The 22,885-nt window shown below is 45.0% G+C and carries 17 protein-coding genes; 12 read left to right on the forward strand and 5 right to left on the reverse strand.

Annotation, left to right across the window (positions count from 1 at the left end; translation table 11 throughout):
- Positions 1–306 precede the first annotated feature (306 nt).
- Entirely contained in the window at positions 307–2,559 is a 2,253-nt protein-coding gene (locus V144x_RS27750) for a hypothetical protein (RefSeq protein ID WP_144990411.1), read from the forward strand.
- Between the two features lie 146 nt (positions 2,560–2,705).
- Positions 2,706–3,713: a hypothetical protein gene (locus tag V144x_RS27755; RefSeq protein ID WP_144990413.1), complete on the forward strand. Its 1,008-nt coding sequence runs from the start codon at positions 2,706–2,708 to the stop codon at positions 3,711–3,713.
- 38 nt (positions 3,714–3,751) lie between these two features.
- Here the strand turns inward: V144x_RS27755 and V144x_RS27760 are convergent, their stop codons facing one another.
- Both V144x_RS27760 and V144x_RS27765 read right to left on the reverse strand, forming a co-directional pair.
- Positions 3,752–5,683: a DNA gyrase/topoisomerase IV subunit B gene (locus V144x_RS27760; protein WP_144990415.1), complete on the reverse strand. Its 1,932-nt coding sequence runs from the start codon at positions 5,681–5,683 to the stop codon at positions 3,752–3,754.
- 95 nt (positions 5,684–5,778) lie between these two features.
- Complete coding sequence (locus V144x_RS27765; RefSeq protein ID WP_144990417.1) at positions 5,779–8,193, reverse strand: DNA gyrase/topoisomerase IV subunit A; 2,415 nt, start codon at positions 8,191–8,193, stop codon at positions 5,779–5,781.
- A 554-nt stretch (positions 8,194–8,747) separates the two neighbouring features.
- Here V144x_RS27765 and V144x_RS27770 point away from each other — a divergent pair.
- The 4 genes from V144x_RS27770 (at position 8,748) to V144x_RS27785 (ending at position 13,011) form a co-directional block, all read left to right on the forward strand.
- Positions 8,748–9,518, forward strand: coding sequence for a hypothetical protein (locus V144x_RS27770; protein ID WP_144990420.1), 771 nt, complete (start codon positions 8,748–8,750; stop codon positions 9,516–9,518).
- Positions 9,519–9,605: 87 nt separating this feature from the next.
- Complete coding sequence (locus tag V144x_RS27775; RefSeq protein ID WP_144990422.1) at positions 9,606–10,148, forward strand: hypothetical protein; 543 nt, start codon at positions 9,606–9,608, stop codon at positions 10,146–10,148.
- A 38-nt stretch (positions 10,149–10,186) separates the two neighbouring features.
- On the forward strand, positions 10,187–10,873 hold the full coding sequence (locus tag V144x_RS27780; protein ID WP_144990424.1) for a hypothetical protein: 687 nt from the start codon (positions 10,187–10,189) through the stop codon (positions 10,871–10,873).
- Between the two features lie 737 nt (positions 10,874–11,610).
- Entirely contained in the window at positions 11,611–13,011 is a 1,401-nt protein-coding gene (locus V144x_RS27785) for a right-handed parallel beta-helix repeat-containing protein (RefSeq protein ID WP_144990426.1), read from the forward strand.
- Between the two features lie 29 nt (positions 13,012–13,040).
- Here the strand turns inward: V144x_RS27785 and V144x_RS27790 are convergent, their stop codons facing one another.
- Both V144x_RS27790 and ggt read right to left on the reverse strand, forming a co-directional pair.
- Positions 13,041–13,925: a DUF1853 family protein gene (locus tag V144x_RS27790; RefSeq protein ID WP_144990428.1), complete on the reverse strand. Its 885-nt coding sequence runs from the start codon at positions 13,923–13,925 to the stop codon at positions 13,041–13,043.
- Between the two features lie 33 nt (positions 13,926–13,958).
- A complete protein-coding gene (gene ggt, locus V144x_RS27795) occupies positions 13,959–15,647 on the reverse strand; it encodes a gamma-glutamyltransferase (protein ID WP_144990430.1) in 1,689 nt (562 codons plus the stop codon).
- Positions 15,648–15,894: 247 nt separating this feature from the next.
- Between ggt and V144x_RS27800 the strand changes: the two genes are divergently transcribed.
- Entirely contained in the window at positions 15,895–16,497 is a 603-nt protein-coding gene (locus tag V144x_RS27800; protein WP_197998674.1) for a golvesin C-terminal-like domain-containing protein, read from the forward strand.
- A gap of 22 nt (positions 16,498–16,519) precedes the next feature.
- Here the strand turns inward: V144x_RS27800 and pcp are convergent, their stop codons facing one another.
- On the reverse strand, positions 16,520–17,188 hold the full coding sequence (pcp, locus tag V144x_RS27805) for a pyroglutamyl-peptidase I (protein WP_144990431.1): 669 nt from the start codon (positions 17,186–17,188) through the stop codon (positions 16,520–16,522).
- 253 nt (positions 17,189–17,441) lie between these two features.
- Here pcp and V144x_RS27810 point away from each other — a divergent pair, with 253 nt between their 5' ends.
- The 5 genes from V144x_RS27810 to V144x_RS27830 all read left to right on the forward strand — a co-directional run bounded on the left by V144x_RS27810 (position 17,442) and on the right by V144x_RS27830 (position 22,883).
- On the forward strand, positions 17,442–18,110 hold the full coding sequence (locus V144x_RS27810; RefSeq protein WP_144990433.1) for an RNA polymerase sigma factor: 669 nt from the start codon (positions 17,442–17,444) through the stop codon (positions 18,108–18,110).
- On the forward strand, positions 18,085–19,620 hold the full coding sequence (locus tag V144x_RS27815; protein WP_144990435.1) for a serine/threonine-protein kinase: 1,536 nt from the start codon (positions 18,085–18,087) through the stop codon (positions 19,618–19,620). The genes V144x_RS27810 and V144x_RS27815 overlap by 26 nt, the downstream gene beginning before the upstream one ends.
- Positions 19,620–20,639, forward strand: coding sequence for a hypothetical protein (locus tag V144x_RS27820; RefSeq protein WP_144990437.1), 1,020 nt, complete (start codon positions 19,620–19,622; stop codon positions 20,637–20,639). The genes V144x_RS27815 and V144x_RS27820 overlap by 1 nt, the downstream gene beginning before the upstream one ends.
- Before the next feature lie 254 nt (positions 20,640–20,893).
- Positions 20,894–21,280: a hypothetical protein gene (locus V144x_RS27825; protein WP_144990439.1), complete on the forward strand. Its 387-nt coding sequence runs from the start codon at positions 20,894–20,896 to the stop codon at positions 21,278–21,280.
- A gap of 112 nt (positions 21,281–21,392) precedes the next feature.
- The gene (locus V144x_RS27830) at positions 21,393–22,883 is read left to right on the forward strand and encodes a CoA transferase (RefSeq protein WP_144990441.1); all 1,491 of its coding nucleotides are present in this window, start codon (positions 21,393–21,395) and stop codon (positions 22,881–22,883) included.
- The last annotated feature ends 2 nt before the right edge of the window (positions 22,884–22,885 follow it).

Genomic DNA, 22,885 nt, shown 5'->3' on the forward strand with positions numbered 1-22,885 from the left:
GTTTACCTAGAATATTCAGCCTGTAATTTTCTATCAAAAATGAACAAGTATTCTGTAAGAAAATAACAACATTGTTGAAACCTGCTTATAGGCAGGGTTTTGCAGATTTTGATGCTTTAATAGTTGAATGGTAGTGTCTATGTATTATTTCACACATACTCACTGCCAACAAATGACGATAATTTATTTTACAACGGTAGTCCCCACCTCTACCTAATTTGTAATACGGGCCAAATCTGTCCTGTGTACTTTTTAAACGGTGGCAGCCGTTTTTCAAATCCCTTTGCCGATGGAGTGCGATTAGACATGCTTCTAAAGGAATCAAAACCTTCCAGAAACAAACAACAGTATTTTGGTATGGTTAGTTTAGCAGTTTTAGGTATCGCCAGCTTGGCGTTGGTTGTGACAACCACAATGGCTGTCGAAGGAAAGCAGCCTCAAAAAGAAGACGTTGGTTTACAAGGCATCTTGCCTGCCGAAGTTCCTGAAGATCTCTCAACAGAGTCCTTAGAAGGCCTGAAAGGTAAATGGGCTCAATGGGAACAACAAGTTTCTGAACTGTTGGGAAAATTGTACGAATCAGATTTAACTCTGGATCAACAAAAACAGACATTAGCAGCTTTGCAGGCAAAAATTAAAGAGGCGCAAGGTCAAGCTGACTTATCGGAATACTGTAGTCGTCTTCAACGACGTATTGATATCGCTAATGCAGTTCTCAAAACACTTGGACAAGATTGGGGAGCTGTCAAAACTGCTCAAATGAAGTCAAAGCAAACCGAATTAGCAGCAGTTGCTAAGTCATTAAAGAACTACCTCAATTCGTTACAAAATGGCGATGGCTGGGTTGAATACCTACAGTTGAATGAACTGCAAAAGGAATTAAAAAACAATTACTCTGAAGTGGAATTGCTTGATCTTTTGAAATCACTGCAGGCCAAGTTTGAAGCTCGTGGCGCATTAAAAGATGCGGAACAGCGAAAATTCTTTAATCGAGAACAATTCAAGGACTTAGAAAAATCCGTTAAAGCGTTTTTAACCGAGTCTAAAGCAAGCACAAGTAAAATTGATGTTAACAAAATCCGAAAACAATTGACGGTTCTTGTGACTAACCTTGAAGAATATGAAAGCTCTCAAAGTAATAAGAATGCTTTTGAAGCGCGTAAAACCTACGCCCAATTACGCAAAGAATTGGGAAGGGGCTTACAACCTTTAACCACAGCTTTACGGAACAACTACTTTAATTATAACTTACGAGTGATGGTCGCCGAAGATTTCATTAACCGGTTGATCAATGATAGCACATGTGAAAAAGGCCCTGTAGTCGATTGCATTCTGGGAGCTTATGTTACTGGAAATCAAGCAACAACAACTGAGGTCGGAGTCGACTTCAAGCCCAGCGATTCCTCACTTCGATTCGATTTGACGCTGAATGGTGTTACAAACAGTGAAACCTCTGGTACAACAAGCCAGGCTGTTATTTATACTTCAGGCCATCATCAAATCTGGGGCGGGAAAGAGATTAACTTTGACGGTGATACTTTTACAACTCAACCTGCCTGGGTTCAGGTTGATGCACATAACACAACTGTCGGAGCCAGTACAAATTTGGATGGCATTCCTCTTTTGTCAGGACTCGGTCGTTCCATGGCCTATCGCCGTACAGCACAATTAAAAGGTGAAGCAGAAGCAATTGCTGCTCAACGAGTTCGTGATCGAGTTCGCCCACGTTTTGATGAAGAAGTAGATGATCGAATCACACGAGCCAACGAAAAAGTAGGCGGCCAGTTGAACAAGCGACTGAGAGATAACAATCTGTTTCCTTCAGCTAGAAGCTTTGCATCTACAGACAGCCACCTTTATATTCGCACTCGGCTAATGGATACGGGTGAATTGGCAGCCAACTCGCCTCCACTTTCGATCTCCTCGAAAGATAGTGTTGTTCTGCAATTGCATGAATCTGTCATTAACAACAGTTTGTCACGCATGGCCTTAGAAGGTCGTAAAATTTCTGATCAAGATTTAATCACAGAGTTTGAAAAGTCGATCGCCGATATTTTGGATCGTAAAGTCAAACTGGAACGTCCTCCTGTTGATCCTGATAAAGGTCCGAATATTCTCGCATTCGATAAAAAAGATCCGATTCGCGTTCAAATTAGCGATAACACAGTGAATCTCATTTTGCGTTGCGGGTTCGAACAAAAAGGCGAAACAGCAGTACCAACACAGATCATTACGGTTCCTCTGCATTTCAAAGTGGAGGGAGATAAAATCCATATCACTCGAGGAAACGTTAAGTCATCCCCGGTTGTACGGCCTGATCGGATTGCTTCACAAATCGCCCGTGCTGGTGTTGTAAGAAGCAAGATGGAAAAAGCTTTTCCGAATCGTGTTGAGCCTTCTCAGGTAAAAACGAAGCTGGAAAACAGAACCGTTTACTTACACATAACCGATATTTTGGCAAATGATGGTTGGTTAACAGTAACTGTTGGCAATGACTTGACTGTTGAAAAACATGATGAAGTTCCGCCGGCTGTAGAAGAAACTGCTGCGGTAAATTAGCCTAGTCCATTTATCCAATATTTTGTAAAAGAGGCGAATCATCTGATTCGCCTCTTTTTTTGTTCAGATTCACAAAATTTAGTCTTTAGGCATTATCTGACGAGTGCTTTCCTATTCTTATATCGTACTTGAATATGAGACTGAGTATGAAGAACCGTTTTGCATTATTGAATTGTGTTATCTGCACTTTCGCATCCACATTTCTAAGAACATCCAGTCGCTCATTTCATAGAAAACCATTACGGAACATCGTATTTTCATTGACGCTAGTAGCCACAATTGGCAATGCGGAATTTGCTTTGGCTGTCAATGAGTACGATGCGTTTCTAAGTTTTGTTCGCCTTTGGGTGCCTGAATTGCCTCCGTCTAAACAAAAACTTTCGATTCAAAAACAAGAAGAATTTAAGAATGTCTGGACTCAAGTAGGACTCGCTGGAGAAAACTGTGAGTCTGCTTGGGAAAACGCTTTACAAAGTGATCCGTTAATGAGGCGTGCTTTGAAGGCCTATGATCGTTTTGGCGAATTAGAAATTCAGTATAATGATTTACGAAACCAACTCAGATCTGAATATGGCAAAAAACAGTTTCGTGAGATGGAGGCAAAGAGAAACTCATGGTTAAGAACTCAGGAAAATGAATGGATCGATTTGGAAGATCACGACATGATTCGGCTGGCTGTTTGGGTCTTGAGTTATGGTGGTAATCAAAGCTGGCTCTATCAAAAACCATTTGCTCAAGCTGCCAAAGAAGTTATGCGAAATAAAGAAGGGCCCTTTTTAAAGTTTGTCAGGAATGCCATTCGAAACAAAGGGCACCAATTGAACACAGAAGAAATGCTATCTCAGCTTCTTACTAATCAGTATGGAGCACTAAGTGAGGCAGACAAGCAGGAAATCTATAAGAGAGGTGTACTATGGATGAGGCAACAAAATCGCAGCAAAAAAGAAAAAACTGATCTTCCCGACCTCATGCAACAATATCTGAGAGTACGGGCTGAAGCAGAATACTTATTCGAAATTGGTGAAACTTATTTAAGAATGGCACCACAACCAAAGGTGGAATTGGCGAAACAAGAATTCACGAACTTACTAAAAAAAGCTCACGCCATTCGGCCAGACCTTATAGACGTGTTAATTGAAGTTCATAAAAACTAATTTCCTCAATCAATTGAAAATTCTATACCTGAACAAAATCAGTAATCGATATCATCTGCCTCGACAGCTTCTTCCATAATGAGATCATAGCGAAGAGAAGGATCTTTCCCAAAGAGCTGAGAGAAGGTCGAATCCGCTTCTAATTGACTATCAATATCGACTTTCAATAGAACACGATGTTTCGGGTCCAGCGTTGTCACTTTCAACTCACTGGCGGTCATTTCGCCCAGCCCTTTAAAGCGACCAATTTCGTATTTTCGGTTGGCGGGCAACGACTCCACAATATCTTCTTTCTGAACATCGTCCTGTGCATAAAATTTTTCAGTTCCAACGGTGATACAGTACAAAGGTGGCTGTGCCAGAAACAACTTTCCCTGCCGAATCAATTCCATCATATGCCGAAAGAAGAATGTCAGCAGTAATGTGCTGATGTGATAACCATCACTATCAGCATCCATCAGCAGGATAATACGGTTATATCGCAGTTTGTGAATGTCAAAGTTAGCGCCGATACCTGTTCCCAATGTCTCAACCAAATCCTTGATCTCCTGATTTCCCATGATCTTGGAAACCGCCAACGATTCGGTATTTAACACTTTACCACGAAGCGGTAATACCGCTTGAATACGACTGTCACGGCCCATTGCCGCCGTACCGCCAGCAGATAAACCTTCCACAAGAAAGAGCTCCGACTCTTCGGGTTTGTTAGAGCGACAATCGAGAAGCTTCCCTGGCAAAGTCGATTTTCGATTCGTGGCAGACTTTCGGCGAACTTCTTTTTGTGCATCTCGGCTGGCCAAACGGGCACGTGCCGCTAACACAATACGACCAACCACTGCATCGGCAATACTTGGGTTATTATTCAACCATGTTTCTAAAAGTGGACGCACAATTCCTTCCACAAAACCACTCACTTCAGGATTATTTAGCTTTTCTTTTGTCTGGCCCTGGAACATTGGATCGTTATGGAAAACCGAAATCAAGCAAAGTACGCCTTCCCTGATATCTTCTGTAGTGATGGAAAGCCCTTTGTGTTTGATATTATGTACGTCCATGTAATTCTTCACTGCTTTGGCAATCCCGGAGCGCAAACCACTTTCGTGCGTTCCTCCAGCATGTGTGCGAATTCCGTTGACATAACTGCGAACTTGCTCATCAGTTGCATCAGTCCAACGCAAGACCATTTCAACGCGAACATTCTTATCTTCTTTTTCCGCGAAAAACAGCTGTTCGTGTACCGCCTTTTTCTGCTGTTCCTGAGTCAGTTTTTCCAGATATCCCCGAATTCCTTCCGGATGAGAAAGTTCATGAGTCTCTTTTTTGACTTCATCCTTAAACGTAATTTTCAATCCACCATGAATAAACGCAACATCTTCCAGATGTTGGCGGATCGTATCAGCATTGAAATGAACACGTCGAAAAATGGTATCATCGGGCCGGAAATAAATCTCTGTGCCATGTCCGCGTAACGGTTTTACTTTTTTGACAGGCGTAGTTGGTTTCCCTTTTTTATAGCGCTGGACATATTGATGGCCATCACGAACTACCGTAGCCATCATTTCAGAAGAGAGTGCATTCACAACTGAAGAGCCAACTCCATGTAAACCACCACTGCGAGCATAGTTTTTATCGGAAAACTTTCCACCAGCGTGTAATGTGGTCAAGATCAATTCCAGTGCCGACTTTTTGGTCTTAGAGTGTTTATCAACGGGAATACCTCGCCCGTTATCTTTGACACTGCACGATGCGCCGTCCTTATGGAGCGTAACTACGATTGTGTCTGCTTCCTTCGCGAGATATTCGTCGACCGAATTGTCAACAATTTCCCAGAGCAGATGATGCAGCCCCCGAATATCAACTCCTCCAATATACATGGAGGGTCGTCTGCGGACGGCTTCCAATCCTTCCAGGACTTCGATGTCGGCGGCTGAGTATTTCTTCGTGTTCGATGATTTTGCTGCGGTTGCCATAATAGATGTGATAAATTTCTCTAGATAAACTGCAAATATGAAACTGATGTTATCTCAAAGCCTCGACTGGCCCAAGATGAAAAAATGGAATGAGTCTACTCTTCATAGTCTCCTAGCTCATCCCAGTCAACAACTTCAATTGGTGGATACAATATTTCAGCAAAGCCACTTCTCTGGCTGGTTTTAACTCCTTTGCCACCTCGGGAAGTCACCCCATATTTCATTTGGCCAAACGTCATTTTCTTGCCATTTGTGTTTATCACCCGTAAACAGTCACTTGGACGACTCAACTGGAGCGCTCCAATGACAAAGTCATCTTTTTCAAGACGAATCCCTTTGACTCCCTTACCCGGATTGGAGAGTAATGCCGCTTCTTCAATCTCACAGTGCAACACTCGAGCATCATTCGTTGCAATAAACATTGTCTCTGCATCTTCGACCAAAGCCGCGTAGACCACACGATCGTCTTTACCAAGCCGACAGTATTTACGCCCCGCCTTTGTTGATGCAGTACGAAATGTACTGAAAGAGACCCGCATGATCTGGCCTTTTTCGGTGACAATCAAAAGATGGGGAGTGGGAATGGGCTTTCTGCGAGTCGACTTATCTTCAGGTGTGAACCGTGAATCAGTTGTGATAGCTGCAACCAGATTCACACCATCTCCCAGACGTGCATGTTTTGAAAGTGGTTCACCATATCCAGAGGAAACAGGTACCTGTTCGATGGGTAATGTATAGGCAACACCATCACTGGAGAAAAACACGACATGGTCGAGTGTACTTCCTGGTGCCACCGCTAACACACTGTCACCTTCTCGGGTGCGCGTTTTATCGAGTTCCCGAGTTTCCCCTTTTGTTTTGAGACGTCCTACCCTTTTGATCCAACCTTCTCTGGAGACAACGACATTTGTATTTTCCCTCACAATATAAGCCTGAGGGTCAAATTCGGTAATTTCATCGGAAGAACCCAGTTTGGTTTGACGTTTCTCAGGAAATTCCTTCCCAATTTCAACCAGTTCGTTTTCAACGACTTTCCAAAGTCTTCTTTTAGAAGCAAGAATACGGCGGATACGATCAGCTTCTGCCTGTTTTTCTTTTAACTCTTCTCGAATCGTGTTTATTTCCAGTTTGGAAATACGATAGAGTTGTAATTCCAGAATTGCCATCGTCTGAATTTCATCCAGACGAAAATTTGCCATTAGTTTCTTCGCGGCATCCTGCTTACCATTACTGGCACGAATTAACTTTAACGCTTTATCCAAACCATTAAAGATAATTTTAAAGCCTTGGAGAATATGAATTCGTCTTTCGAGCAATTCCAGTTGATACTCAAAACGACGCCGAACACTCACGAAGCGAAAATCGAGGAAGTATTGCAACATCTCCTTCAAATCACAGCGTTGTGGCACGAGCACGTCAGACTCATCTGGCACGAGACAGGTCAGATTGACCGAAAAATTCTGCTCCAGATGTGTATGCTTATATAAAAAGGCCATCACTGTTTCAGGATCAGCATCTGGCTTGATTTCCAGAACAATTTTCAGGCCATTTTTATCGTCTGTCTCATCAGCAACATCAACCAGTTGCGGAAGTTTTCTCGCTTCAACAATACCACCAATCTCTGAAAGAAGCGAACCCGTTTCGACCCCATAAGGAACGGAATAAATAATCAGACGGTTCATCCCTTTCGAACGCCTGTCAGTATCAGGTTTCCATTCACCTCGAATCTTTATGGGACCACGCCCCTCTTTATAAACACTTGTTAAAGATCGCTTATCAGTCACAATCCGGCCTCCCATAGGGAAGTCAGGACCTTTAATGTGCTTCATTAACTGGGCGACGGTTGCATTCTTGTTATGAATAAGATGTGTACAAGCCTTAATGACCTCACCCAGATTATGCGGAGGAATATTCGTTGCCATCCCGACTGCAATTCCATGTACCCCATTGACAAGCAGGTTGGGAAATCGCGCAGGTAGTACGACAGGCTCATTACGTGTACCGTCATAATTGGGACGCATCTCAACTGTTTGAAATCGCAGCTCATTCATGAGATGTTCTGCTATTCCAGTCAGCCTTGCTTCGGTATAACGTGCCGCTGCCGCAGGCAATCCCATAATAGAACCGAAGTTACCCTGACCATTGATCAGAGGATTTCTCAGGTTGAAATCCTGTGCCAGTCGTACAAGAGCGTCATAGACAGATGCATCGCCGTGGGGATGGTAATTACCCGTGGTATCACCACAAATCTTGGCACATTTACGCGGCTTCGCATTGGCCACGAGACGCAAGTCTTGATACATAACATACAAGATACGTCTTTGAACCGGTTTAAGGCCATCACGGACGTCTGGTAAAGCACGTGACGTAATAACAGACATCGCGTAATTCAGATAGCGTCTGCGTGTCACTTCACTAATAGGAATATATTCAATACGGTCGGTTTCACTCCCGACTTGTCCATTTGTGCCTTCGGTTTTGCCTTTTTTGGCTGATTTTCGTTTAGCCAAGAGTCTCTCCAATACATCTATGACTCAGCCGTATGAACGACGGGCTGAGAATCTACAATAGCCACATTGATCAATGGCTCTCGTTAAGAATTCGGGTGATCCCAGATGGTAACTTAAGAAAAATATGTCGATTTTGCCACTTAAACAAACACTAAGGATTGTATCTGTTGAAACGATTATTGAATAGATAAGGCCACTCGTAACCCTTTAAATAGACGATAATTCGGGAAAATAGGACGAATCGTCATTGTAGTTACAAAATGACTCATTCCGACGATTCCTGCCAGCCGAAATTTGAACTAGTGACTTTCGTTTTTGAGAATCACTATTTGGCGATTGAAACATACAAAAATGACCAGAGATCTGAAAAGTGAAATTTCGCGAAATTCGGATTTTCCTTCGGTCTTTATAAAGTGGCTTTGTCTCGTTTATAAGCCGACAAAGGTTCTGAAATTAGACAACTGATCATTCATATTGACTGGGAGAGTTGGACGACTCTCTAACACAGTCTAATTGGTGGATAAACCACAACAAAAATCCAGGGAGGGATTGTTATGGCTCGTTCGAGTCTCAAGGTAACCTTGCTTACCGGGCTGTTACCAGCATTTTTGCTGATGGCACCAGCGGTACAGGCAGCGGAAACAGGTGCTGTCAATAATGCTGTGATTCAGCAGGAAAGTCGCTCAAAAGCATCAAAATATAATCCGGTCAGTTGGTTGAAACAAAAATTATCCCGATCGGCTGGCAAGCCATCTAATATCAAGCAAGTCAGCCATGAACGAGAAGCAACTTCCCAACCACATAAGCAAAGTTCGTTTGCAAAACGACCGAAGCTGGGTCGTCGCAGTCGAAGTAGTAGGTATATTCAACAGGTCAGTAATCAGCCTCGAATGATTCAAGCAGCTCCTGCTCGTTTTGATCAATCACAGCAGGCACGACCAATCAGCTATTCGCACGGGCACTTTAAACATCATAAAAACTATAAAGCACCTCAACAGATCCGATCGACGGCGGGTATGAATGTATTACCAGGATATCCTCAACTGGGAGCTCCAATGTACCCTTCTCCCAAACCTGGTATTCCTAACTATGTCGGACGAACTATCATCACAAACCAGGCATTGGCTCCTCAGGAAATGTTATATCCACATGAGTACAAAGCCATGTATGGCCCTTATTACTACAACGTAAAGGGGGGCTGGATGTGGACACCATTCGGGATGCGATCTCATGAACGATGGAAGCTGGAAGGTACTCAGGTTCATGTAAAATACAAATCGGATTTCGGCTTCTTCCCAAGGTTCATTCCTCCGTTGGTAAGGTGACAGCTTAAGAGTAAACGGCTGTTGAGACCAGAAAACGTTTATCACTCTGAGGCTATTCGCTCGGAGATACCATCAGGAAAAAATATCATGCACAATTTTACCTATAAATTAACAGGACTCATTGTAACGACAGGGATCATTACAACCCTGTCGGTTCAGAGCCTGCAAGCTGGCGAACCAGCCAGTCTGAAACAGCACCAGAAATCAGGTTCTCCGATTAAACAAGTTGGGTTTCTAAAAGACAAGTGTGGCTGTAAACAAAACCATGTATATTCTTATTCGAATAGTCCTTCTTACACAAGCAACGGTTGCCCCCACTGTCGTGCTGGATCAAGAACTTCTGCTGGTATTGGGAAACGCGGTTCCTTACGCAACTTTTTCCGTTGCAAATTCGGTTACTTCATTCCTACCGGATGTGGTGGTAAAGGTTGTCCTCCCATCGGCCACTACAATATGACGTACGCCGTTGATCCCTACTCGTTCGATCAGCGGGATGGACGAATCTATGGTGCACAAGGTTACGGCGTTCCGATTGCTGTTCCACTGGCTCCTAATGTTCGACAGAGCTACAACTATGGTTGGGGGATTCCTTCAAGCCGTATTACTCCAATCTCTCGCATCGTTCAATAATTATAATATTATCCTCAATGAGGTTCAGGAAGATCGTTATGAGAATCTTAAACGTACAACTGCTTACTATTCTGGCAGTGACCGGTTTCGTGATCAGCACTACGTCAAATGTAAGCGCTGATGATAGAACCACAGTGAACGATGGAAACGTCCAACAAGTGGCCCATCACGTTCGCGGCGGTGGCTATGCTTACAATTGTCCTCCCGGGTATTCGAATCGCTATGATGGCGATGGAACTTACCGAAACTACACCTCACGAGAAGGCCGGGCCTTTTTAAGAAAGTGCCATACCTCTCCAGGTCATGGTTGGTGCCCTCCTTCTGCACAAAGTATTCAAAGGACTCCGGTTCAGTACCAACGTTATTACTCGAATCAATTTATGGGACAGCCAGGTCCCACAGCTGCTGTCAATTACCCACAGGTTTACATGCCAACTGACACAACGCAACTTGGTTTTTATTACCAACGTGTGCCAACCTGGCAACCACGTAGTGGCATGATTCCCCCACCACCAAATCCAAATATGTACCATACACGTGATTGTCGTTCCTGCAGAGGCCATGGTTGTCGACATTGCCGAGGACAGCACTACGGTGGACCAGTATATTATATCAATGAAAGTCCGGAAGCTTCTCAACCAGAGGCAGCACCAAAAACAGAAAATGCGAACCCACCGGTTCCTCCGTCACCTTCCAAATTAAATCAGGCTTCATTCGAAAAATAAATATCTTCCAAGGCAATCCTGTTTCCTGAGAAACACTTGTTAAACAAACAGAGTCGTTCCTGATAACCTTAAAGGAATGACTCTGTTTTTTCATGCGCAGAACAATCTTCCAATACTAAATTGCCCTTGACTAATTCAAGGCTTTCAAAACTTCCGTTTAATACCAATTAGCAGGTGAATATTTCCGACTTGACTCAACCGTGCCAAAAGACAAACTCCCTGTTTATGGCTCGCGCGCGAGAAAAAATTCTAGTGAATCTATCTACCTCACTGAAATTGATAGCACTATAAAACCTAACTGTTTTAACCAAAATTGACTCCAGAAGTTTAAATTTGCTTCCGTTTGTGCATGTCCCTATTTGCCAAAAAGTACCACTTTCGAGACAATAACGCGCAAAAGTAAATTTACGACTGACTATGCATCCAAACAGAGCAAACATAATAATTCTCACAAGATTCTTGATGAATACAACATGAAAGCGGACCTTGTACCTACACCATAGTTACCTGACTTATTAATCGCTGCGTAATAACTTGAAGGTAGATCCACAATCTGGCCTGACAGAATTAAACCCAGAAAAGATAACCATCACCGTTTCTACAAGTAAAACTTTCCCCGTCAGATTATATTCGATATCATCTATCTCATCGAAGATGAACATCAGCAAGCAGTGTCTAGCAGTAGAGCAGCAAAAAAATATCTGTGTGTCTCTCTCTAACAGAAAGAGTAGATCTGAATGGTGATCAAACAGAGTTCCGATCGTGGTCAGGGTATCAAAAACGGTTTTTTAAGACGTACCAATTTGCTCTTCTTTTTGACTGTTTTATCAGCCCCTGCTCAAGGACTGTGCGAGGAATCGAATTCCGAATTTCCGATTGTCAGTCGAAATCAGCCAATCCAGGCGTCATTGGATGCGCAACCGGGAAAGATGCTGTTCCTGCCTGCAGGAGATTACGAAATCTCGGCCAAAATCAGTATTCGCAGTGATGGTAGTGGTCTCTATGGACCAGGACGCATTATTCAAACCAATCCGGATGCACCTTTTATTGAAATCGAAAACCGATCCAGGGTTCAACTTCGAGACATCGTATTAACACGCCCTGAACAGAAACAGACAACGGCAACTGAAGCCATTAAGGCAAGCGGATGCCAGGATATCGTTCTCGATAATGTAACGGTCTTGAATCACAAAACACGTTCTGGCGTGTTTTACTTATTAAACTGCAAAAACACCACCATCCGCAATTGTACAATCACGAACTACATGCGCATTTCCATAGATGATCGAACTCAATCACCAGACTGGGGGTATGCGTTCCACTGTATTGATGGAAGTGGCATCGTCGTCAACGCCAGCACTGGAACGCGCATTCAAGGAAACCGCATCATCGAAAATGATCTGTTACCCACACAGGAAACACAGAAAAAATTCAAACTGGGTCAGTTTGTTAAGAAAAACAAAACCAAAGGAATTTTAACGAACCCCCAGGTCTGGGAGCGAGAGTCTGTCAATAATTGGCATCAGGGGTCCGCGATTGTTGTGACCTCACCCGCAATCAGTAATCAGACTCAAATTCTGGGCAACACCATTGAAAATGCGGCGCAAGGCATCGACTTGCATTCAGATCATGCAATCGTTTCACAGAATATCGTCTCTAACTGTTTTGTGGGCATGAAAGCCATGCATGGTTCCCGACACGTATTAATTCTCGGGAATCAGTTCATCAAAAACGACCTGTGGAGCATTGGACTCATGCCGGGTGCTGCCTCGTATGCGTCTCGTGAGGCTAACAAAGACCAACCAGCCAGATCCGATAACAGTGATGGTGGCTCCATCATTGCCAACAATATCATCTCAGAATTCGGTTATGGCAACGCCCATTGGATTTGGGGCAATAACGGAAACCCTATTTTGCTTGATTCCGGACAAAAACCTGAGAACACACCCCTGGCAGACGTGATCATTCAAGGCAATCTGGTACAAAACTCAGGCCGCCATTCAGCCTCAAAAGAGAGCCAGCAACCGCGTTATGTTTATGCGGTTCGCGTCGATCAGAAGGCAACCGGTATTCATTTCTCTGATAATATTCTAGACCCAGGTCGAGAGGGCATCAGCAATATTGAAATTAGGGAATAGAAATGGAATTGGAATGAGAGATCGGTGAATCATCGAATTTGTGGCCAGGATTCAGAGACAATGAAAGTGCGATTGATTTCGTGGCAAATCGTGTCTTGGCATGCCAGGACACTGACGAGCAAAGGTCGCTCTTCATTCAAAAAGTGCGCATCAAGCTGGCTTTTTAACTCTTCAAACGAGTTTAAATCTCCACTTTGAGAATGACTCACTTCAGGAGACAACCAATACGGTTTATGCAACACGCGAAACATGAGATGACTGTTCTGGTCATTGAGCCAGAGGATTTCTGAATGGCGTATCCAAGTCCCTTTCAAATGCGAGGCCGACATATTCTCAGGCAACTGGTGCGGACGGGCTACATGAGGGTGATAAAAAATATAACCTTTCACAAATGCTTGACGCTGAGTCACTTCCGGAAAGTATTTTTGACTGAATGGCAGCTGATGCTCCAATAAACGTTTGATCTTCTTTTCGAACGTATCTACAGCATTGGGGCCAATGAAGTGGCTGCCTGTTTCATTGTCTTCAGGAAAATGTAAATAGAATTTGACCGCGGTTTCCCAGTGAGTGAGAACACCTGTTTTGTCTTCAAAAAGAAAGTCAATCTCGCCGACCGTTCGGTTTTCCTCAAAGATTTGCTGTTGCTGTTTAACGATTTTTAGTTTGCAAATCGCTTCCAGCCAATACAAAACCAGTCCCTCAAAGTAGGTGCCCACTCGGAAATTTGAATACTGTTCTAGAAAGGCCGCCAGATCTTGTTCATCAATGGGCGTCTCGTCGATAAAACGGGGCATCTTGGCTTCAACGTTGGATCCTGTGATCAACGAAGGGCTGGTTATCGCCCATTTTAAATCACGGACGTATTGCGAATCCGATGTGTCCTGGGCTGGTTGGGATCCGGGTTCCTCTTTCATAAATTCAACAATGTCCTGAAACAAGCTACACTACTAATAACCGACGGCAACCCCATCTTTGCGTGATTCTGTCGCTCCTTTCAATACACCCGCTTCCCAATCAATCAAAATACCTTGATAGCCACCGAACTCACCCTTGGAACGCAACACATGGTGTCCCTTGTCCTGTAAGGCTTTGATCGTCATATCTGAAATCCCTGACTCCACCACGACCGTTCCAACACCTTGTGGCAGTTCACCTGTGGGAGTTGCATCTCCGAAATGTCGCACCCGGGCTGTGTCACCAGCCGCCTGCACGTTCATTTTGAAATCGATCAGGTTAACCAGTACTTGCACATGCCCCTGCGGTTGCATGTCGCCTCCCATCACACCAAAACAAAACCAGGGGCGACCATCTTGCGTCACCATTGCAGGAATGATCGTATGGAACGGACGTTTGTTTGGTTCCAGACGGTTTAGATGATGTTTGTCGAGCGCAAATAAGGAGCCACGATTTTGCATTGCAAATCCTAGATCGCCCGGTGTTACCTGCGAACCAAAGCCGAAATAATTACTTTGGATCAACGAACAAAAGTTTCGGTCTTTGTCAACAACAGATAAATAAACGGTGTCCCCATGTTTTAACTTAGGATCTCCTGCAGGAACATCGGCCGCTGCTCGATCTGGATTGATTCGCTTTCGCTGCCGATCGGCATATGCTTTTGATATCAGTTCATCAACTGGTAACTTCTCAAAATCAGGGTCCGCATAAAACTGCGCCCGATCGGCATACGCCAGTTTTTTTGCTTCCACCAATAAATGCAAATATTCGGCACTCCCCGGACCCATTGAGGCAAGATCATATTCCTCCAACAGATTTAACATTTCCAGAGCCGCAATGCCCTGCCCACTGGGAGGTAACTCCCAGATGTCATAGCGTCGATAGCTGGTAGATACAGGGTCAATCCAGTCATCACGATGGTCCGCCAGGTCTTGTAGCGAAAAGAACCCTCCATGATTTTGACTGAATTCAACCAGACGTTTGGCGATAGATCCCTGGTAAAACTCCTGCTTCCCTTTGTCTGCGATCAACTGATATGTGTGAGCGAGACGCGGATTACAAAATAACTCTCCCTCACATGGTGCACGGTGACCATCAATCAAAAATGTCTCTGCCGAATCGAGCCAGGCAGAAAGTTTTTTTTCTGAGTTCTTCCAATAACCGGCAATGATTTCAGTAACCGGAAATCCTTCTTCGGCCGTCTTGATCGAAGGACTCAGTAAGTCCGCCAGGGACTGAGTCCCGAATCGCGTATGCAATGTTTCCCAGCCACTCACACAACCGGGTACGGACCAGCTTAATAACCCGTGATCCGGAATGGATTTTAATTCGCGCTTCGAAAATTCATCTCGGGACAAACTGGAGGGGCTTCGGCCACTCGCATTCAGCCCCAACAATTTTTGTGACTTGGCATCCCAATAAATAGCAAAAAGATCGCCACCAATCCCACAGCTCATCGGCTCGACCACGCCAAGCATCGCATTCACGGCAATTGCAGCATCGACGGCGTTGCCACCTGATTTCAATACATCTAACCCTACCTGGGCAGCCAAAGGCTGGCTGGTTGCCACCATGCCATGCCGGGCAACAGCTATAGACCGACTTTGCTGTCGCAGACCATAGGGGCGATCGTAGCCACCTCCCAGTTGATCTTTTGACCGAGACTCCAAATCTTTTCTCATGATTACATGCTTTCAAAATGATCAGGCTTTTTCAGTCACGTTCTTTAGATGCCAGCTCGCATCGAGATTAAATAAGGAAAAACAAACAAATTATCGTAAAAAAGACAAAGATGAGCTAACTTGGTAGATGCAAAAGCACAGGATAGGAGAGAAAATCATAGAATTCCAGGCACGAAAGTTTCATTCTGTAATAAATCATTTTCAAAGTCATTGAAGTTTCTTATTTAATCACAAGGAAATTTGAATCATGGGGCAAGTTCAGAGCTGGATGATCCCGTTGGCAGTCATCCTGCTATCACAAGTACCAACGCTCGCAAAGGATTCTACCACTCAACAAAAACCGCATCCCGACGCTGTCGCAAACTCGCACGCGCCCGGCGAAGTCGATAAGCCGGAACTCGTTCCGTTCGTCGTGTCTGATCCTGCAAAATTACCTGGAATTGTCATCGATGAAACAGAGGCCCAATTAATCGGAACCTGGCAGTATTCAACTCATACTCCCCCCTATGTAGGACTCGGCTATCTACACGACCAGAAGAAAGGCAAAGGGAAGAAAGCAGTCGTTTATACGCCTAAACTTCCCAAATCAGGCCGCTACGAAGTACGGCTCTCACATTGTTATAACATCCGCAGATCAACGAACACTCCGATTACCATACATCATGCTGACGGAGAAAAAACAATACGCATCAATCAACAAAAAATTCCCGAATATAAAAAACTGTTCCGCAAGTTGGGAGTCTTTCGATTCAGAGCAGGGAAATCAGGCTGGGTCAAAATATCCAACGAGGGCACAGACGGAAAATATGTCATCGCCGATGCAGTCCAGTTTTTATATATGGGTGATTGAGGCGTTTGCTCACCCTGAAAAATCAGATCTGCCACAGGGATCGAATCGGATCGTGAATGTCTTCTGTATGTTCCAAGATCGCTTCAATGCCAGCTGTCATACCGGCAACCGCCGTTTCTTCGGACATACTTGGAGCACCCAGATGACATTCCATAGCGGCAACACTGGGAAGATGTGGCAGGTGAATCCAACCGGCTCGGATATTAAGATTCTCCGTCGCAATATGGTGCAGGATACCATACATCAAATGATTACAGACAAAGGTTCCCGGCGTATCTGAAATGTCAGCGGGAACCCCTGCTGCCCGCATTGCTTTCACAATCGCGCGAATGGGCAGCGTTGTATAATAACCAACGGGCCCTTCAGGATCGGTCGGCTGATCTTGAAGTCCGCAACCTTCATTATCAACAAGTTGGTAACGTGTGGCATCGTTAAAGTTATTCGCGATCCGCTCCACCGTGATCATGGATCGACCACCGTATTCTCCCAGCATTATGACTACGTCCGGCTGAATATCTGCAATCACTTCTTTGACATATTCAATCGATTTAAAAAAGGCCGCGGGAGCGATTTTGGCTATCACAGTCGCCCCGTTGATCGTCATTCCGTCCAGTTTTCTGGCAACACTTCCCGCAGGATTCACAGGAGTCGTTCCAAAGGCGTCAAATCCGGTTACAAGTACTTTTGTCATCAAACTTCAATTCAAAAATAGCAGAGTGCCTGCATCAAGTTCTAAAACCACTTTACTTAGCATATCGAGAACATTTTGAATGACCACAAGTAGAGATTTTTTTTGATCAAAGAATAGAATTACTCGAGCTCGAAGCAGTATAGCGGTAACGACTTACGTCTTTGTTAAAAACTCTAATTCACCTTTTTTTCTTGTCGTGTGAAAGGTTTCCTTTTGTGGTGGATATTTACTGGTAAGGAACGAGAATAAATGCATGGAATCACCAGTCCCTGATACTCGAAACAGCCTGATTCTGCGACTACCTGACAAACGAGATGTCGAGGCATGGGATCAGTTTGTATCGATTTATGAACCGCTGGTGTACCGGCTGGCGCGGGCAAAAGGTTTGCAGGATGCGGATGCCCGGGAAGTTGTGCAGGAAGTCCTTGTATCGGTTTCATGTGCGATTGAACGATGGGAGTTTGAACCGGAACGCGGTCGATTTCGTGACTGGCTGTTTCGGATAGCCCGCAATTTAATGATCAAGTATTTGACTCGTCGGAAGTACCGCTCGATTGGCACTGGGGACTCAGGCATGGCGCAAATCCTGGAACAGCAAGCCGACTCAGTCAGTGAAGAAGAAGAGTCAACTCATTTTGATTTGGAATTTCGACGTGAAGTGTTTCGGTGGGCGGCAGAACAGGTCCGGGAACAGGTAAAAGAGCGTACCTGGCAAGCGTTTTGGCTGTCGAGCATTGAAGGGCAAGAGACAACAGACGTCGCACAAAAACTCGAAATGAGCGTTGGTGCAGTTCACATTGCCCGCAGCCGCATTCGAAGTCGTTTGCGGGAAACGATCAAAACACTGGAACAGAACGAAGAAGAAAATTCTCATCACACCACGCGAGGTAAAGACCGTGACGAGTCATCTAAAACATGCTGACGATGCAGAGCTGCAAATTTTGCTCTATGGAGACGAAGACAGCAATGAATATCGCACAGCGGCAGCGCATGTAGAGAATTGTGAAGTATGTCAAAAGCGACTCAACACAGCTGCAGGACCGGCACAACTTGATGTGGAAACCAGAGAGTTACTCAGTGATTATCCCTGGAAAGAGTTATCAAACAGTCGCACAGGTTTTCAAAGTATCGATGGAACACACAACCAATCAGAACACCTGGCCTTTCTAAACCCACCGAATCATCCTGAGATGCTTGGCCGTCTTGGGCGATACGAGGTTGAGCGCGTGATTGGTTCCGGTGGGATGGGGCTTGTGCTAAAGGCCTTTGACTCTGAATTGAATCGCCCGGTGGCCATCAAAGTACTGGCACAGCATCTGGCACATAGCGGAGCCGCGCGACAACGTTTCGCCAGAGAATCACGGGCGGCTGCAGCCGTAGTGCATGAGCACGTCGTCGCGATTCATAATGTGGAAGCCGACGATGAGAGCCCTTTCCTCGTAATGCAGTATGTTGCAGGCGAGTCGTTGCAGGCGCGTGTTGACCGGGAAGGACCGCTCGACGCAAAAGAAATCATGCGCATTGGCATTCAGGCCGCATCCGGACTCGCAGCAGCACATGAACAGGGAGTGATCCACCGTGATGTCAAACCTGCAAATATCCTACTGGAGCAAGGCATTGAACGCATTCTACTCACCGACTTCGGATTAGCAAGAACCGTCGATGATGCCAGCCTCACTCATACAGGGATCATCGCCGGCACACCTCACTATATGTCACCTGAGCAGGCAAACGGCGACACAATTGACCATCGTACGGATCTCTTCAGTCTTGGGTCAGTACTCTACTTCATGGCCACAGGTCGGCCACCGTTTAGGGCCGAACGAGCAATGGGTGTACTCAATCGAGTTTGTCACGACACGCATCGTCCGGTATGGCAGGTCAATAGTGACATTCCCGACGACTTATCGGACATCATCGACCGACTGCTGGAGAAAAAGGCGTCGCGCCGATTTGAGAGTGCCATTGAAGTCCGGGAATCGCTGGTTCGATTGCTTGCCAGAACACAACAGTATGGAACACGTCACCGAAGCCATATCATGAAATTGATTCGACGGCGTCCGTTTCTTACCAGCGGAGCATTCTTCTGTCTGATCTCAGTCATCGCTATAGCGTCGATGTTTGTGTCACCAAAAGTGGTACGCACAGAAAGATCTTCGACACCGCCACCAGAGACCGTTGTATCAGAGAGTGACATTACACTGGCTCAGCAAGATCAAGCGATCGCCGCAGAGTCCGCTGCATATTCCGCAGCAGCCCATGACATTTCAGAACGCCTTCGGCAACTCGAAATCATCTCGAACGCAGGACAGTTTGCACAACCAGTAAATGATGAATTCTGGCACAACTCTGAGTCGATTAAAGCACATTTAGACCAATTGGAACGTGATGCATTCCGCGATCCTTTAAACTCTTCAATTAAGGAAGAATAATGAAAAAAACAAGCTCGCTTAGAATTAAACTCTCTTGTGGAATCGTAGCTGTTCTTTCCACAGTGTTGTTTGGCAATATCGGTTTTGCACAACGATCAACGACAAAGGCGCAACAAAAAACAAACGACCCATTTGGTCAGTCGCTTCAACCAGTCCCTATTCAGCAATATCGTCCAAGCCTCAGCAATCCGGCTCGTTCAAACTCCCGTTATATTGGACATTTGTTTGAACATACCATCTCGCAGAAACTCCAAAAACTTCGCCAAGAACTCAAGAATGCAAAATCAAATGAACAGAAAGAAGAAGTAGAAAAATCAGTGCGAGAAGCGCTCCTTGAATACTTTAACAAGGACATGAAACATCGCGAAGCAGAACTGGAGAAATTAATGTTACGCAGTTCCAAAATGTCAGCAGCACTTGAAAAGCGCGCCGCGGCAAAGGAACAACTTGTCGATTTGCAACTCAAGTCTTTCAAATATGAAATGGATGGACTGGGCTTATTTACAAAACAGGGGCTGACTTCCCAGTGGAAGTCAGCAACACGTGCTTACCCCACTTACACTATCGTGAATTCGTTTGACAGCGAAGGTCTATACTTGGAAGCAGCAAAACCGAAAGTTGACCCTTTAAAGACAGCAATGGACACTGTAAATACTATGCTTCAGAAACTACGAAGTGAGAAGTCGGATGAAGGTCGAACCAAAGCAACGAGCGAATTGCGTAAAGCACTCAGCAATTATTTCGACTTAGACCTGAAAGCTCGACAAAAGGAAATCGATAAAATTAATGCAGGACTCAAAAAGATGCAGACGGGACTCCAGAAACGAGCCGACGCAAAGGACAATATTGTTGACCTGCAGTTGCAAATTATTGTGAACGAAGCCAAAGGTCTCGGATTTTTCCGCAGCTCTGCATTAAATTCAGCTCAGCATGGAATTGATCTGAGGTTACCGGCCCTCGATAATTTAGGTCGATCAAAAAAAGATACGTTTTTCCTTCGTAGAAATATTTTACGCTAACCTGGAACGAAGTAGCTCGAAACCAGTAAAGAGACTTCAATTTGGTTACTTCTGACTGTAAAGCTAAGCTAGTCAACACTGTGTGAAGGAAAGCAATGAGTGGTTCGTATTTGACTGATTCTATTCGTTGAGAGTGTTTACACTTTGAGCCTTTTGGGATTTATTTTTCAAATTGGCGTGATATTGTCTAATTCTATCCGCCTATCAGGTAATTAGAACATTTTAACGCTCACACAACACAGAAAGTCAGTCACATGAGCCAACCATCTGCTACCACTAAAAAAACAGACAAGAAAACACTCATTCTGCCACTGCTCATCATCAGTATTGGCATCGGTTGGTTGTTAACAACACTAGGAATCGTTCCCGGTATCAACTGGATCTGGACGCTCGGTCTAGCGGTGGTAGGCCTGCTTTCCTTTGCCGTCAGTGGTATCGATAAATCAACGGTGGTTATCGGCCCCTTTTTTCTCATCTCCAGTTGTCTGTCTGTTCTACGTCAAACAGGGCGAATCACATTAGACGTCGAGGTGCCTATTCTTGTCATCGTAGTCGGCTGCCTACTGTTGGTCGCCCGAAACAAGTCAATTCCGATTCCTGACTGGGTTGTCTTAGAATCCAAAGAGAAAGCTAACAAGTAGTCTCTCTACTACTTAAAACAAAATTTGTGCTACCACATTCAATCCGCTATTATCTCTCAGGTCAGAAAGATGAATCAGGAATGAATACCTTAGAGATCAGGCACCATTCAAAATGCATGGAACCGAAACACAACAACGCATTTTTAATGAAATTGTTGAACCATTGGAAATCGATTTTGATACGGAAAGTCCCCTCGAAATTATCCAGAAACCGGGATATATCGATTCTCCGGTTGCGACACATGATTTCGCAGCGGCGGCACTAGGAGCATTTGGAAAAGCAACCGCTACGATCGGTCAGATGAGAGGACTGGGCTCACAAGCGATTCGTGTCGATCGTCGGCATGCGGGATTGATATTAAATTCGGTTGCCTATCATTTTCAAGAGGGTTGGCAGCTCGATATCTCTCCCGTACACACGCCTGTGAATAACTTCTTCCAAACTAAGGATGGTCGGCAAGTGATGTATAACGGAGCTTACACGCACTTACGGGAAGGAATTCTCAAGTTTCTGAACTGTGTGGGAGCGCATGACGCGATTGCCCAGGCAACCTTACAATACGACGCGCAAGACCTGGAAGACCAGCTTTCCGAACTAGGGCTTTGCACTTCCATCGTTCGAGACAAGGAAGAATGGCTGGCTCATCCACAAGGCAAAGCCATTGCTACGACACCTGTGATTGAACTGAGGAAAATTGCCGATGGTCAACCGGAACCATTTACAGAAGATGTCATTCGTCCGCTGGAAAAAACGAGAGTACTTGAATTCGCACGAGTGCTTGCAGGACCAACTATAGGCCGTAGTCTGGCGGAACAAGGAGCGGATGTCATCCATGGACGCCATCCTTATCTGGATCACATTTTCCCATTTGAAATAGAAACCGGTTGGGGTAAGAAGTCCGCGTATCTGGATTATCAGTCCCAGCGCGACCGTAACCATATTTTCCAATTACTCGCAACCGCAGATGTATTCATTGATGGTCTTCGACACGGCGCAATGAAGCAGGCAGGCTTTTCGATTGAGGAATTGACACAACGAAAAAAAAATTTGATCATTGTCCAATTAGACTGTTATGGATTTCAGGGACCATGGGCAGAGCGGCGTGGCTGGGAACAGTTGGCACAGAGTTGTACGGGCCTTGCCAAAATCCACAGTGCAGGAAAAGAGCGACTTAGTCTCATTCCGGCTTATTTCAACGATTACGGTACAGGAATTTTGGGAGCTCTGGGTGTGACGGCAGCACTCATACGTCGTGCTACAGAGGGAGGAAGCTGGCTCGTCCGTGTGGCTCTCGCCAAGACCGCAATGCTGGCAACCCGATACCACAACAATACAGAGTCCCCTGTGCCGATCAGCCAGGAAGACCTTGAAGCATATCTGATCGATCAGGATAGTCGCCTTGGTCTGCTGACACGGGTAGCACCGCCGATCCAATTCGAACGCACCCCTTCATTAAGCGCCCGAGCAGGTACTGCTCCAGGTTCAGACACATTGAACCTCGATTGGGACAATACTTTTTCAAGTTCACAAGAGATTCCCCATCGCCCCACAGAAATTTTCAGGCAGAAACAAGTACACTGGAAAGCAAATCAGACTTTGTAAAA

Origin of the sequence: Gimesia aquarii (assembly GCF_007748195.1) — a bacterium.
Taxonomy (GTDB): domain Bacteria; phylum Planctomycetota; class Planctomycetia; order Planctomycetales; family Planctomycetaceae; genus Gimesia; species Gimesia aquarii.